11 protein-coding genes and 1 pseudogene are annotated in these 12,909 nt (G+C 56.6%); 7 read left to right on the top strand and 5 right to left on the bottom strand.

Annotation, left to right across the window (positions count from 1 at the left end; genetic code table 11):
• Positions 1–76: 76 nt before the first annotated feature.
• Positions 77–949: an RNA ligase family protein gene (locus tag J4D97_RS16985; protein ID WP_208308613.1), complete on the bottom strand. Its 873-nt coding sequence runs from the start codon at positions 947–949 to the stop codon at positions 77–79.
• Positions 950–1,093: 144 nt separating this feature from the next.
• On the opposite strand from J4D97_RS16985, the gene J4D97_RS16980 reads away from it, so the two are divergent.
• The gene (locus J4D97_RS16980; RefSeq protein WP_208308612.1) at positions 1,094–1,582 is read left to right on the top strand and encodes a hypothetical protein; all 489 of its coding nucleotides are present in this window, start codon (positions 1,094–1,096) and stop codon (positions 1,580–1,582) included.
• 302 nt (positions 1,583–1,884) lie between these two features.
• On the opposite strand, the gene J4D97_RS16975 is transcribed toward J4D97_RS16980, so the two are convergent.
• The gene (locus J4D97_RS16975) at positions 1,885–3,171 is read right to left on the bottom strand and encodes an erythromycin esterase family protein (protein WP_208308611.1); all 1,287 of its coding nucleotides are present in this window, start codon (positions 3,169–3,171) and stop codon (positions 1,885–1,887) included.
• A 453-nt stretch (positions 3,172–3,624) separates the two neighbouring features.
• On the opposite strand from J4D97_RS16975, the gene J4D97_RS16970 reads away from it, so the two are divergent.
• The 4 genes and pseudogenes from J4D97_RS16970 to J4D97_RS16955 all read left to right on the top strand — a co-directional run bounded on the left by J4D97_RS16970 (position 3,625) and on the right by J4D97_RS16955 (position 7,061).
• Complete coding sequence (locus J4D97_RS16970; protein WP_208308610.1) at positions 3,625–4,614, top strand: IS110 family transposase; 990 nt, start codon at positions 3,625–3,627, stop codon at positions 4,612–4,614.
• Between the two features lie 277 nt (positions 4,615–4,891).
• Positions 4,892–4,984, top strand: a pseudogene (locus tag J4D97_RS24025) (integrase core domain-containing protein); the annotation flags it as partial.
• A gap of 157 nt (positions 4,985–5,141) precedes the next feature.
• Positions 5,142–6,086, top strand: a complete 945-nt coding sequence (locus J4D97_RS16960; RefSeq protein ID WP_347879360.1) for an alpha/beta fold hydrolase — start codon at positions 5,142–5,144, stop codon at positions 6,084–6,086.
• Positions 6,087–6,665: 579 nt separating this feature from the next.
• Entirely contained in the window at positions 6,666–7,061 is a 396-nt protein-coding gene (locus J4D97_RS16955; protein ID WP_208308608.1) for a hypothetical protein, read from the top strand.
• Positions 7,062–7,094: 33 nt separating this feature from the next.
• Here the strand turns inward: J4D97_RS16955 and J4D97_RS16950 are convergent, their stop codons facing one another.
• The 3 genes from J4D97_RS16950 to J4D97_RS16940 form a co-directional block, all read right to left on the bottom strand.
• The gene (locus tag J4D97_RS16950) at positions 7,095–7,550 is read right to left on the bottom strand and encodes a hypothetical protein (protein WP_208308607.1); all 456 of its coding nucleotides are present in this window, start codon (positions 7,548–7,550) and stop codon (positions 7,095–7,097) included.
• A gap of 1,084 nt (positions 7,551–8,634) precedes the next feature.
• Positions 8,635–8,889, bottom strand: a complete 255-nt coding sequence (locus tag J4D97_RS16945) for a hypothetical protein (RefSeq protein ID WP_208308606.1) — start codon at positions 8,887–8,889, stop codon at positions 8,635–8,637.
• 694 nt (positions 8,890–9,583) lie between these two features.
• Entirely contained in the window at positions 9,584–10,159 is a 576-nt protein-coding gene (locus tag J4D97_RS16940) for a hypothetical protein (RefSeq protein WP_208308605.1), read from the bottom strand.
• A gap of 275 nt (positions 10,160–10,434) precedes the next feature.
• On the opposite strand from J4D97_RS16940, the gene J4D97_RS16935 reads away from it, so the two are divergent.
• Together J4D97_RS16935 and J4D97_RS16930 are read left to right on the top strand one after the other, a co-directional pair.
• Complete coding sequence (locus J4D97_RS16935) at positions 10,435–10,734, top strand: hypothetical protein (protein ID WP_208308604.1); 300 nt, start codon at positions 10,435–10,437, stop codon at positions 10,732–10,734.
• 242 nt (positions 10,735–10,976) lie between these two features.
• Positions 10,977–12,542 (top strand): T9SS type A sorting domain-containing protein, encoded by a 1,566-nt coding sequence (locus tag J4D97_RS16930; RefSeq protein ID WP_208308603.1) that lies wholly within the window; start codon positions 10,977–10,979, stop codon positions 12,540–12,542.
• The last annotated feature ends 367 nt before the right edge of the window (positions 12,543–12,909 follow it).

The following is a 12,909-nucleotide window of genomic DNA, read 5'->3' as shown; positions in this document are numbered from 1 at the left end:
AAACATCGCCCCGCTACTTCTCTCAGCAGTGCTGAGAGAAGTAGCGGGGCGTCTATTTATAATAAGGTCAGGCTTACTACTTGCCGCGCTGGTTGAGGGTACGCTCGTAGTCTTCGAAGCGGACTTTGACGATGGCCGAGCGGTCGGCAGTGCGTAGGATGGCGCCTTCGGCGCGGCCGGGTGTGGCCTGACCTGATAGGGCGGCTTGAGTGTGGGGAATGTGTTGGCGCAGCCACTCCAGCACCTGCTCGTGGGTGGCTTCAGCAGTGAAGGCGGGCAGCTGGGGCACGGCGGGCAGGCCTACCTGGGCCAGGTACGCGGTCAGGGCAGTTTCGGAGAGGAAGGGCTGGCCGTAGCGCAAGCCGGTGGGGGTTTCCGTTTCGCGCCACGTGGACAGGTCGCGGATGTCGGCCTGCAGCTGGGTAGCCAGCGCGTCGGCATCAGAAAACGCTACCACGTCGAACACGCGGAAGCCGACCTGCGTGGGCGGGCCGTAGTATTTGGAGCTGCCCGTGACCTTGCCGCCGTAGAACTCACCGAATAGCACAGTAAGCGGTGCGGGCTGGCCGGCGGCGGTTTGATACACCAGGCTAGGCAGGTGGCCCTGCTCGTCGGCGAATTGGGGAAATACCAGGCGGCGCAGGCCGTCGACAATGCCCACGGCGGGGTCAAAGAGTAGGTCGCCGCTGACGGTGAGCAGGTTCTCGCGGGAGCCGACCACGTAGGAGCCGTCGGCAAATACTAACAGGCGGGCATTGGTACCGTCGATTTTCTCGGTGGCCGTCAGGGTCTGGGTGAATAGGCCGGGCGTGGTGAAGTCGGTGGTGAGGCGGCCCCGCTCGCCGAGGGCGTGCAGCGTGAGGATGGACGGGTACTTGGTGAGCGTGTTGAGTTGGGACAGGGAGCGGGTGGCCGTGGCGCGGGCTTGGCTGTTGAATAGGATAGACATACAATAGAAGTAGGCAGAGCGGTAAAGCTAAGGAAAAGTTGCCCTGGTGGACCGGTTGCTCCTATGTCTGTCCTCCCGCGATAGGAGGGTAATTTTATCTGGCGGTACACTGGGGCTGACGATACGGCCCATCTTTGTTTTTCCATGACTATTTCAACACGCTGGCAGGTACTGGCTATGGCGTTCTTAACGGCCTGTACGGAGCAGAATCGGTTAGTGGCCACGCCCGAAAAGTGCATCCGGATCGACAACCTACACCTCACGCGCGAAACGCGGGCCGTGGTCCATGCCACGCTCATCCTCAAGGTCGATACCCGCCGCCGGACGTATGAGCCACGCGACTTTTGTGTTTTTCAAGAGCTTACCTCCAACGGTCGGTACGCCCTGTTAACGATTTTCGACGAAGTCAGTAATCACACGAGTCCGACGTGGATGCTTCTTAGCCAGAAGGGGATTATTGATACGCAGCTATCCAGCTACCAGATGGCTGGGGATTCGCTCCGCTCCGTTGATAAGATGGTGATTAGCCTTACCCGGTTACCTGGCCTGGACGCAGCCTCCCGTCAAGAACTCCTGCAGCTAATGCAGCATGATGCCCGCAACTACCGCCAACGGGCTACGGACGGCCACTGATAAGGCGTGAAGTACAGTTCAGCCAGACGGTCGCGGCTGTTGCAGAACTCAGCCTGGTACTGCTCAGGAGGCCGGTGTGGGTCACATCGAGCCAAGAGGCCCACTAGTTGCCCGTACGTAGCCGAGGCTTATCATGGCTGCTAGGCTGATGAGCGAGTTCTGCAACAGCCACGGTCAATTCACTGAACTGTATACTCTATGGCGGACCAGAAAATTATAACGTTTGTCGCGTCCCCTTTACTAAACGTTATACGCCAGCTTATACGTTGTAAAAGGCAGATTGTGGGCTGTAGAATAATGGGTTACCGGGCTGGATTCACCGCCTGATAGGGCTGTGAAGCGGACGTCTCGTGGAGATAAAACAGCGCATCGAACGCTTTGGATAGGGGCGGGAAAGCCATAAATTGATTTTCCGCAACGCCGGGCGAGTCATTACCGCCAATAAACCGAAACTTCCGGCTCTTGGTCAGCCACTTGCCGGCAGCCGTCCTACGGCTTAGGTTGAGAAAGTAGTCGGGTGGGGTCGCTTGGTCGAGTCCCCATTCAAAGGAGTCGGCGGGGGGGGGCGTTAGCACGAGGGTACGAAAAGATCCGTCGGCTTTGGTGACGCTGGCCGTGCCGTGACCCGTGGTAAAGCCCACGGCCACGTAGGCCGGTCCCAACTGCTTAACCAAGTACTGCCCCATCAAGGGGTAGCTCTTATCGCGCTGGATATGGGCATTGTGCGCCCACACCACAACTTTGGCCGCGGGCTCCTGTCGCAGCAGCCAAGCGACATTCGTAGCCATCGCTTGGTCGCGCATGGTAATGCCATTCGCCGCTTGGAGCAGCCCAGCTAGTTGGTGCAGCGCCTGCCCATGCTGCTGCATCGCCGCCGGCGCTGCCACGGTTTGCAGGTGCTGCACCAGCTCGTCGGAAAGGCGCACGATGCGCTGCTTGGTGTCGGCGGAAGCCTGTTGGATGACAGCATAATAAGCGCGCAACTCCCGTACGCGCCGCCCCAACACGGTATCGGCCCGCTGGGTAGCGAAGTGCTCTAGGCGAAGCAGATTGGCCCTGGGATCTTGCATATCAATGCCCACGTAGCGGATTTTAGCCGTGTGCTGCTGGTTGTAGGCCCGCATCCACTCCACCATATCCCAAAATTCGGTGGTGTTCAACACGTCAGAGCCGATCGCTTTGCGCACCGTGAGCGCGTCGCCAGCTCCCGTCTGAATGTACTCGTTCAGGATTTCGGCCCACCCGTAATCGACTTCGACGGCTAAGGTGGTAAACCCTTGCTGCGTCACCAAGTACTCCAATAGCCGGTGCTTGAGCTGGAATACCTCATGTGTGCCGTGCGTGCTTTCGCCCAGGCCTACTACCCGCGCCGACGCCACGATGGGGGCTAACGGGGCCAGGTCGGCAACCCCGCTGCCGGGCAGCACGGCCGTCAGCGGGGTAAGCTGCTGGTTGAGGCGGGCAATATCGACCGGTGTTTGGGCACGGAGCTGACTGAAAGTCAGCAGCAAAAACGTGATGATCCAGTTTCGGTTGGGACGGTAGGTTGGGGTAGCGGGGCGGCTATTGAAGATAAGGCTTTTGCTCATAGGGTGACGAGGAATAGGTAACTAGTTTACTTAATAGGTATGGGCTGGTAGCTGATAGATGCGGCGTAGACCACAGGCGTTGTCTGGCGAGGGAAGAAAAGATGATCTACCGGCTGTCAATAGGAGGTTATTTGCTGCCGATTCATGGGTTAAGTAATATAAGTTGCCACCTCCTTGTCTACGTCGAAAACCGTCACTTTTCCAATGCGGTACTTATAACTAAAAGTTATCCTATGTTCGCCTACTCGCCGTAAAGACGGCTAATGAAAAGGAAAAGGGAGGAATAAGATTCCTACGTTATGGGGCGTTCGAGCTCGTTTTACATGACAATCCCCTCCCTTTTCTGGGGCTACTTTGGACAGTTCCGTGAGGCCGAGGAGCCTGTATTAGGATAGCAAAAGATTCCCTGGAAATCCTTTTTATCTATTCTGTTTCACTTTAACCCCGCCCACTATGGACACTTTACCGTCTTTCCCTGTTGTCGGCATTGATGTGAGCAAAGCCACGCTCGCCGTCTGCTACCAAGTGGCTGCTCAAGTCAAACACTTGGAGGTGAGCAATAGCAAAACGGGCTTTCAGCAGTTGGTGAAGACTTGTGGCGCCCACTGCCGGTTTATCATGGAAGCCACGGGTACCTACAACCTGGCCGTCGCGTACTACCTGCACGAGCAGGGTGGGCAAGTGGCCGTACTGAACCCCTTGGTCATCAGACGCTTTATCCAGATGCATTTGAGCAAAGGCAAGAGCGATCGGAAGGATGCCCAGTGGCTGCTGCGCTATGGTCAGCAGCAAGTGGTGAAAGTATGGCACCCAGAGGAGGCCGCCTTGGTGGAGTGTCGACAACTCGAACAAGTTAACGAGCAACTACTCAAGCAGAAAACCATGGTCTGCAATGCCCTCGAAGCCTTGCAGCAGCAACCTATTGTCAGCAAGCTGGCGGCAAAGCTGCTGCAGCAGACCTTGAAAGCGCTGACCCAGCAGGTGGAAACAGTCGAAGCGAAACTGCTGGCCCTTTTACACCTGCGTTTTGCTACTGAAATGAAGTTGCTCTGCTCGATCCCGGGCATTGGGCCGAAGACGGCCGGTATGCTGCTGCTATTTGCCGGCGGCTTCGCCCATCTCGACAACTACCGTCAACTCATCGCTATGGCTGGCTTATCGCCGCGTGAGCATAGCTCCGGCACTAGTATTCGAGGTAAGGTGCGCATCACCAAGATGGGTGGAGGCTTGATCCGCGGCAAGCTGTTTATGTGCAGCTTCGCGGCCAAGAAAACCAACGTCGCGTGCCAGGCACTATTTGACCGCTTGGTGGCCAAGGGTAAGAACAAAAAGCTAGCCCTGATTGCTGTGTGTAACAAATTGCTCAAACAAGCCTTTGCCATCGTCAAATCGGGCGTACCCTACCAAGCCGATTTTACTTCGAAACTTGCGCTTAATCCTTGACTTTTAACACAGTTCATGTAGCTTATATCTGCCTTCTTGGAAAAATGAAGGTTTTGGGATACCTACCCAGCTGGTTGGTTATGTGGTACTTTGGCGGGGGACTAGGCTCCGGTTTAGGAGTTTACGAAACTCATCTACTTGGCGCGTTTCATAAACTTTGAATCATGGACAGGTTTCTTAAACTCGCGCTGCCCCATTGGAGCTAACTGGCCACCAGGTGCCGAGCTGATTTCTACCGTTCAGAGAAAGGAGGGTACTCGAACTACGCGAGTGGCCCGTTTTCGCTGACCTGGCCGACGCCCAAGCCAGTGTCGCCGAGTATTTTGACTACTATAATCACGACCGGCTACACTCCAGCATTGGGTATTAGAAGCCGTATCGCATTCACCAACAACTTCTTCCAACTGCTACCCTAAACTGTCCAGCCTATTCGGACCACCTCATTATTTCTTTTTGGTGGAGCCTTGGACAGCCGATTCGGTGGGCCGGCTGTTACAGGAGAGCACTTGCTTCTTTACACCTTTCTAATGCGTTGCTCTATGGACCTGCACTTCGTTCGCCGCGGCACCGGCCGTCCCCTGTTACTGGTTCACGGCATCGGCGGCAGCTGGCGGTCCTGGAACACGATTATCGACGGCCTGGCCGCCGAGCGGGACGTCATTGCCGTCGATTTGCCCGGCCACGGCGAAACGCCCCAGCTGGCCGGCTTGAACTCCATCGGCACATTTGCCGATGCCCTCACGGCCTTTCTTACGCAACATGACCTGCTCGGCATTGATGCCGTGGGCAGTTCGATGGGCGCGCGGCTGGTGCTGGAACTGGCGCGGCGCGGCGGGGTGCTCGGCGCGGTGGTGTCACTGGACCCGGGCGGGTTCTGGCAGGGCTGGCAGATTCCGGTCTTCTACCATTCGGTGGCTGTGTCGGTGAAGCTGGTGAAGGCCCTGCAGCCGGTGATGCCCGCCCTGGCCGGCTCGGCGGTGGGGCGCACGGTGCTGCTGCCACAGTTTTCGGCCCGGCCCTGGGCCGTGGATTCGCAGCTGGCCCGCGACGAGATGTACTCTTTCGCCCACTCGCCCGCCTTCGACGAGTTGCTCGACCAGTTGGCGCACGGCCAGGTGCAGCGGCCCGCGCCTGAGGGCAGCATCCCTGGGCCGCTGGTCATCGGCTGGGGCCGGCAGGACCGGGTATGCCTGCCGAGCCAGTCGAAGCTGGCGCTGGCGAAGTTCCCCGATGCGCGCCTGTACTGGTTTGAGCACTGCGGCCACTTTCCGCAGTGGGACCAGCCCGCCGAGGCTACGCGGCTGATTCTGGCCGTCACCAGCCGGCAGCCTTTCACCGATGAATCAATTGCTCGGGCGAAACCAGAGGAGGCAGCCCCGGCGTTGCCCAAAGCCGCCGTCGTGGGGGCCGCGCTGGCGCTGCTGGCCGGCGGCAGCTGGCTGCTCGCATCGCGGCAGAAAAGGGGGCGGTAGCACGACGAGGAACCGGCGCAGGCCCTTCGGCTACCCTCACATTTACGCATGAAGTGCCTTGCGGGGGGAACGGCCCGGTATGCCGAATGGTGCGGAGCTGGAATACTGGAGAGCTCCAGGAGCTATGGTTGACTACTGAATCCGGCGTCCGCATTCGGTCACGGGGGCCAAAGGAAGCCGAACGTAACCCGTCTACCCTGCACCCACCCACCAAGAAACCCGACGTGCTGGTATTACTGGCAAGCAGGCACTCTACTACGCCTGCAAATGGCTTTCAGACAACCACTATAGTTCAGCCAAACGGTGATTTGAGTAAACTGAAGGCCTCATAACATTTAGTAAAGGGACATCGGCAAACGTTATAATCTTTTGGTCCGCTATAGAGAATACAGTTCAACGAAACCACCGTGGCTGTTGCAGAAGCCCACTGCTATCTTTCCTCGCTGCCTTAATCAGTCAGTTGGCATCGAAGAAGCGTCCTCTAACCGTCTTTCCGCTGGCATAGGTATCTACTTCTGCCCAAGCGCGCTCAGTGCGGGTAGTTCTGCAACAGCCACCACCGTTTGCGTAAACTTGGGCATGCATACGCCACAGTACACCATGGTCCTGACCGACATCCGCTGGATGGCCTCCCCAGCGGCGCTCCAGCTGGCGCGGTTCGCGGGCACCCCCGCCTTGCCCGCGGATGAACTGGCCCTGGATTGGAACAATGCCTGGCGCTTGGCCGAGGGCTTGTGCGAACAGCAAGAAATCACCGCCCCGGTTTACGCCGCCATGACCGGCGTCAATGACGCGTTGGGAAGCATTCCACCCACATCGACTTTGTGGTCCGACGAAGCTGTAGCCCACGACCCGCGCTGGGAACGGTTCCGCGTGGCCGCCCGGGCCATTCTGGTGCTTCTGGGGGAGCCCTACCAAGACCCCAACATCGACGAAGCGCAAGAGGGCGGGTTTCACAGTGCCGTTGTGTTTTAATCCTCGTTTAGCTTCGGACCCTTTCACTGAACGCTATTGAATCGTTTTTACGCCCCTTAGGGAGCTACATAAACACTCGATGAAGGACTCGTCCACGCTGTAGACAATCACATATGAGGAATCAAAAATCTCTATTACGTAGTCGCACGCTGCATACAGCGCTGTTTTCTGGTCAAAATCAATACGGGTAAGAGGCACGTGGCTAAAGTCTCGGCTGCCCAGCAGCACCATGTTCACGAGTTGGGCCGGGGCATCGGCCAATTGCTGCATTTGTTCCCGCGTAATGGGCCGCCCGCCTGGGGTATCATTGACCGCATTTTCATACGCTTCGCACGACAGTCCCTCCATCGTCCATTCTTCGGCCGACCACGCTTCTAGAACCCATAACCGCCATTGTATGTCGGCCGGGGCATGTAGGCACGGCAGCACATCGTTCAACGTCACGTCAAGAAACTTCTCGTCGGCTCCGTGAATTTCAATACCTGCCATGCGGAAAAGGGATTCTTTGTTTGAACGGGCAAAAATTACGCTCGTTTCGGTGAACTGCTCGATATCGGGTGAGAACGGATAACTGCCGAGCTAGTCAAGTTTAAGAAACACGTCTGCGATCTGACGTTTACGAAATGGCCTGAAAGGACGAGTTTCATAAACGCTCAAATACAAGCATCGGTCCTGCCAAAGTACTAAGTCGAGCGCAGTAGTCGGTAAGGTCGAGACTCGTACTTATTCCAAGAGTGAAGATATAACTCACGTGGCTGTTGCAAAACTCTTCGCGGGACATCTGCTGAGTCGCCTCAGTGCCTGATTAGATCTGAATAGGCTGGAAAGTATTCTCTTTAGCAGCGGCCGCAGGGGCGCATTACCTGATTTCAGCCTACCACCAGACTCTTGCAACAGCCACCAACATGACGTTAAGCAACTTTTCCGAGACGAATCAAAGAAACCAGACTACTCCTCTACTCTTTAAAATTCTATTTTAGGGCTGCTATAATCACTATTATGCGAAAGGCTTAATGAATCCACTACGATTTCTAGCGACCTATCAAATGGCAATGGCTGTTACGGCCTTTCTACTCGTGTTATACACTTATTGCAGTAGTGCCAGTCAACCTTTCCTCCAACCAATCCTTTACATTCCCTTTCTATTCTTCTTTTTTAGCTTCTTCATAGGGTATCAACTGTTTCACCAGCCGAACCTACCGTTCATTGCCTTATGCATTGTCTGTCAAGGGATACAGATAACTACTTGGCATTTTAGTGACTATTATTTCAAGCTACGAGCTGGACTAGGTCTGGAACTCTCTTTTGTTGGCAGCACCATCCATTTCGAGGGAGCACTGCCAGATACTCACTTCTTGCTTACGAATGCCCCTGATCATGTGGAAGGACCACTTCAACTGAATATAATTTCACTTAGTATCGTCGTGTTTCTCGTAGTACACGTTTTTAGACGAGCAGAATTGCTTACCTCCGAGAAGTAAATGGAATGTTCAGTAGAGCAGTCCACAATAGGAATTGATAAGCCAAGGGTTATCGGGCCCTATACCAGCGGATGCTCGGGCGAACTCTTCCTTTAGTTTTTCTTTTTCGAGGGGATATCCTGGGCGCGCATGATGATACCGTCAACGGGGCGTCCAGAGCGACGAAAGGCCGTGGTGTCTAGTTGCACAGCCGACGCTGTGCGCGGTGGTGCGGCGGCCCGTTTGGGGTGAGGGACTCCTTTCCCCGGGCGGGCGTTCGGGGCAGGCGTGGGCGTTGTTTGGGCGGCAGCAGGACCGGAGAGGGCTACTAGCGTCATACCCAGCAGGAAAAGGGGGTTGAATTTCATAATCAGGGGAAAGGTAAGAAGGTGAAGATACTGATTATGAGCTGTATTGACGTTCATGCAACCGGTGATGTAAAGTAAGACGAAAGTCCTTTTAAGATTATAGCAGAAGAGACTATCTTGTCTGGATGCGTAATTTGTTTCATCGTGCAAATATTTCATTGTGATTAAAACACGAATTGCTGTTGCTGACCTCCAGGTGACGCACCTGCTCGCCCACTTGGTAGCAGACGGCCAAGGAGGCTTTGCTTACATCAATACCGACAACAGACAGGGGCAGCGGGGAAAGCATAACGAGTGGCGTTAGCGTGAATAAGAAAGCAGAAAAAGGAAATCCAGGGAATCTTTATCTACCCTAACACAGGCTCCTCGGCCTCACGGAACTGTCCAAAGTGGCCCTGGAAAAGGGAGGGGATTGTCATGTAAAACGAGCTCGAACGCCCTATAATGTGTGAATCTTACTCCCCCCTTTTTCCTTCTCAGTAGCCATCTTTACGGCGAGTAGGCGAACATAGGAGGAACTGCAGCAGAGCGTGCCTATAGCGGCGAGCAGTACGGTCTTATGCATAAAAGGATGGAGCAAATGAGTAGGAGGAGTCATGGCGCCGGCGGGTAGCCGGGAAAAAGACCAAGGCCCGCCGTCGGACCTGCTGTAGGGAGGGGCAGGCGTCGTAGAAGCCGCCTGACTCGTAGAAGCCTACTCGCGCAGGCGCACATCGAAGCGGCCTTTGGTAATCTGCACGGTCCGCGTACCCCCGTCTTCCAAGGGGGTGAACTCAAACGTGCCGGAGGCAATATGCTTCACTAGGTCCAAGCGCGTGAGTGTCACTGTGCCGGTTGCCGTCGGGCCGGTGTAGTACCGTACGGCCGGAGCAGGCTCCAAGCGATAGTAGCTGCCATAGGCAGAGCGGCCTTCTCCTAAGTTGATGTGGGGTTCCTGATTCAGCGGATAGGTACCCGGGCCCAGCACCCCGCGCAGCGTAATGGAAAGACCCGACGGCGTGTCTAGACTCTTATCACTGAAACTCAGGCCTAAGATAGGCCCCTTCGTGGTTTGTGCCCAATAGCCATTCACCGGGTTGTTGCCTGGATTCAACGTACTAGGCTTGGGCAGCCACGCTTCGCCATCGACGAGAAAGCCGGCGGTATTTTTGCCTTTTTGGGTGGCGGCGGGTAGGCGATCCACGGGTTCTTTCTCGCAACTCAGCAGGGCCAGGGATAGGGCGAGTGATAACAGACAAACGGGACGCGGGAACCGAGACGAGTAGGACATGGCTAAAGCTAGCGAACGCGTGCGCCATTGCCTTCCCAAAAGAACCCCACAGTAGACTCTTGACAGCCCCGCAACGAGCGCGCAACTTTCTGTCATGCAACAGCTTACACGATCGAAAGTAGACTTCTAGCGCTTGCCTTGCTGCAAGAGGCCGAACTAGTAGGCACGCAGTACCTACCGATCCCCTTGGCCAGCATGCCCCTCCCCCACTGGCACCGTTCCAGTACAACGGCCTATCTTGGCTCTCGGTCTGTTGTACTGCTTCCTCTCGGCCTATGGCTACGCTGAAATCACTGGCCTGGAAGGGCCTGTACCTGAATCTGGCACTGAACCTGTTCGGCCTGCTTGCCATTGTCGTGTGCAATGTAGGGCACGTGTACTGTTTCGCGCTTGTCTATTACCTCTCCGGCGCGCTGTTCCTGGGGCCACCCTTGCTGCTACTGACGATTGAGGGGGCGCCAGCGGGCACCTTTCGCCGGCCCCGGCTGCCGCAGGCCCATCGCTATCGCACCTTGTTCTGGCTGAATCAGGGAATTGTGGCCCTGATCTTTCTCCCCACATTCCTGCTAGCCTGAAGCAGCGTAAACCCGGTACAAAGCGAATGCGTGCAAAGCGCGGGTGACGAACTACACCGGGAATACAGTGAAGGGACTATCCTGAGATTTTATCGTGCCTCTTTTTCCTGAGAAAAGTTGCGTAACGTACGGTAAACTGCCGCTGCTATAAGACAGACTATATACAATGGATGCAGGGCAGTATATGGAGCGACTGATTATACGAGCAGCGTGTACCTACTGAGTTAGCCGTAAATTACCGTATGAAAAGCATTCGATACGCGTATTACTGGATGCTGCTTCTCAGTTGGCTGGGCTGCCACCCGGTCCGGGCGCAGCATGAGGCGGACACCTGGTATTTTGGTGAGCGGGCAGGCTTCAGCTTCCGCAGCGGCCCACCGCACGTGTTGCTCAATAGCCAGATGGACGCGTACGAAGCCACCACCGTCCTTTCCCACCCCGCTACCGGACGACTACAGCTCTACTCCAACGGGGCTCAGGTATGGGACCGCACCCACCAAGTGATGCCCAACGGCAGCAACCTGTGGGGTACCTCCACGCTCTATGGTACGGAACGGGTTGCCTCCCTCGCTACCCAGGGCGCGCTATTGGTGCCCGTGCCTGGCGATACGGCCGCGTACTATCTATTTACGCTACAAGCAGGTGCTAAAGTCATTGATCTACCCGTGCCGGCGGCCACGCGCGCCGGTTCGCTGGCCTATTCTTTCGTCGACATGCGGCTGCACAACGGGCTCGGAGACGTCGTGTCAACCATTAAAAACCGCTTGCTGGATATGGGCCTCACCGAAAAGCTCACGGCCGTGCGGCACGCCAACGGCCGTGACTACTGGCTGATCAGCCACGAGTGGCTCAGCAATGCGTTCAAGGTGTACCCGATTACAGCCAGTGGTGTTGGGCCGCCCGCCCGCTACGCCCTAGGGCCGCTGCAACCTACTGACACCACTAGCTCTGGCTATTATGATCAGCTAACGGGTACGTTGAAAGCGTCGCCGGACGGCCGTAAAATCGTATTTGACACCCCGGCTACCGCCGCGCCGTTTGGGCTCTACGATTTCGACGCCGCAACGGGAGCCGTTTCCAACTACGTGAATCTGGGCGTGTTATTGGATGCATACGGCGCTTGTTTCTCCCCCGATAACACCAAGTTGTACGTGCCCAACTTCAGCCGCACGCCCACGGGTCGCCATGTCAATCGTATCAGCCAGTACGATTTGCAAGCAGGAGACGCAGCGGCGATTGCGGCTTCCGGCCAGAGTATTCTTGTGGATAACCCGACCACGAATATTGGTCCAGGCTATGGCTCCACGCCGTACAGCCTGCAAATCGGGCCGGATGGGCGCATCTATGGTGCCAGTGGCTATCAAAGCCAGGGGCCGGAGGAGCAGCCTGACGATTACAAAAATGTGTTTTTTGTCATCCACCAGCCCAACGCCCGGGGCTTCGCCTGCGACGTGCAGTACCAGCGGTTCAACTTCGCCGGACGCAACGGTGCCTGGGGCCTGCCCAACTTCATGCAGCATTACTTCAACGGCTTGGAACCGACCCTGCTGCTCCCCACTTCGCCGTGCGACCTGACGCAGGCCACCCTCTACCCCAACCCGGTGCCCGATGCGTTTCGGGTGCAACTGCCCGATGGGTGCGCGTCCTCATTCCAGGTGGTCGTCTATGACGCGGTGGGTCGCCGGGTACACGCACAAGCCGGCACGACGGAAGCGCCCATCCACGTGGCGGGGCTGGCCAGCGGCTGGTACCTGGTCGAGTTACGCTCAGCGCAGCAGCGCGTGATTCGGCAGATGATCAAGCGGTAAAGTGCCGCTCGCTTATGCCAAACGATGGTGCTAGAGCCCCAGAACGCCAACTTGAAAACACGACCGGATCAAGCGAGGGCGGTCCCGTGTGCCGGTAGCGATCTGGCGTGGCTTGGTAGCGGGAATCTACAGCCAGCAACTCCTCGAGCCGACGGTAGAGCGTATGCGCCAGCACGCACTCCGAGAGGTGGAAGTAGGTGACCACCTGATTCGTAAACTGCTTCTTGCCTTGCATAAGGTCTGTACGCACACCTGCTTACCACGGCCACGGTGTTGCCTGCTGCAACAGCTATCTATCTGAGGTAATCTAGTGCAGCCGGACAGCGTTGGAGGCGGTGTGCCGTTGCCTGTCGCAATGGCTGGGGGC

The sequence above is a fragment of the Hymenobacter defluvii genome (genome assembly GCF_017589435.1).
Lineage (GTDB): Bacteria > Bacteroidota > Bacteroidia > Cytophagales > Hymenobacteraceae > Hymenobacter > Hymenobacter profundi.
This window is presented reverse-complemented; position numbering and strand designations above follow the sequence as displayed.

What these genes read in the sequence shown, in the direction of transcription:
- J4D97_RS16985 (WP_208308613.1), bottom strand. Translation starts at nt 949, where the DNA reads ATGTCTATCCTATTCAACAGCCAAGCCCGCGCCACGGCCACCCGCTCC.
- J4D97_RS16980 (WP_208308612.1), top strand. Translation starts at nt 1,094, where the DNA reads ATGACTATTTCAACACGCTGGCAGGTACTGGCTATGGCGTTCTTAACG.
- J4D97_RS16975 (WP_208308611.1), bottom strand. Translation starts at nt 3,171, where the DNA reads ATGAGCAAAAGCCTTATCTTCAATAGCCGCCCCGCTACCCCAACCTAC.
- J4D97_RS16970 (WP_208308610.1), top strand. Translation starts at nt 3,625, where the DNA reads ATGGACACTTTACCGTCTTTCCCTGTTGTCGGCATTGATGTGAGCAAA.
- J4D97_RS16960 (WP_347879360.1), top strand. Translation starts at nt 5,142, where the DNA reads ATGCGTTGCTCTATGGACCTGCACTTCGTTCGCCGCGGCACCGGCCGT.
- J4D97_RS16955 (WP_208308608.1), top strand. Translation starts at nt 6,666, where the DNA reads ATGCATACGCCACAGTACACCATGGTCCTGACCGACATCCGCTGGATG.
- J4D97_RS16950 (WP_208308607.1), bottom strand. Translation starts at nt 7,550, where the DNA reads ATGGCAGGTATTGAAATTCACGGAGCCGACGAGAAGTTTCTTGACGTG.
- J4D97_RS16945 (WP_208308606.1), bottom strand. Translation starts at nt 8,889, where the DNA reads ATGAAATTCAACCCCCTTTTCCTGCTGGGTATGACGCTAGTAGCCCTC.
- J4D97_RS16940 (WP_208308605.1), bottom strand. Translation starts at nt 10,159, where the DNA reads ATGTCCTACTCGTCTCGGTTCCCGCGTCCCGTTTGTCTGTTATCACTC.
- J4D97_RS16935 (WP_208308604.1), top strand. Translation starts at nt 10,435, where the DNA reads ATGGCTACGCTGAAATCACTGGCCTGGAAGGGCCTGTACCTGAATCTG.
- J4D97_RS16930 (WP_208308603.1), top strand. Translation starts at nt 10,977, where the DNA reads ATGAAAAGCATTCGATACGCGTATTACTGGATGCTGCTTCTCAGTTGG.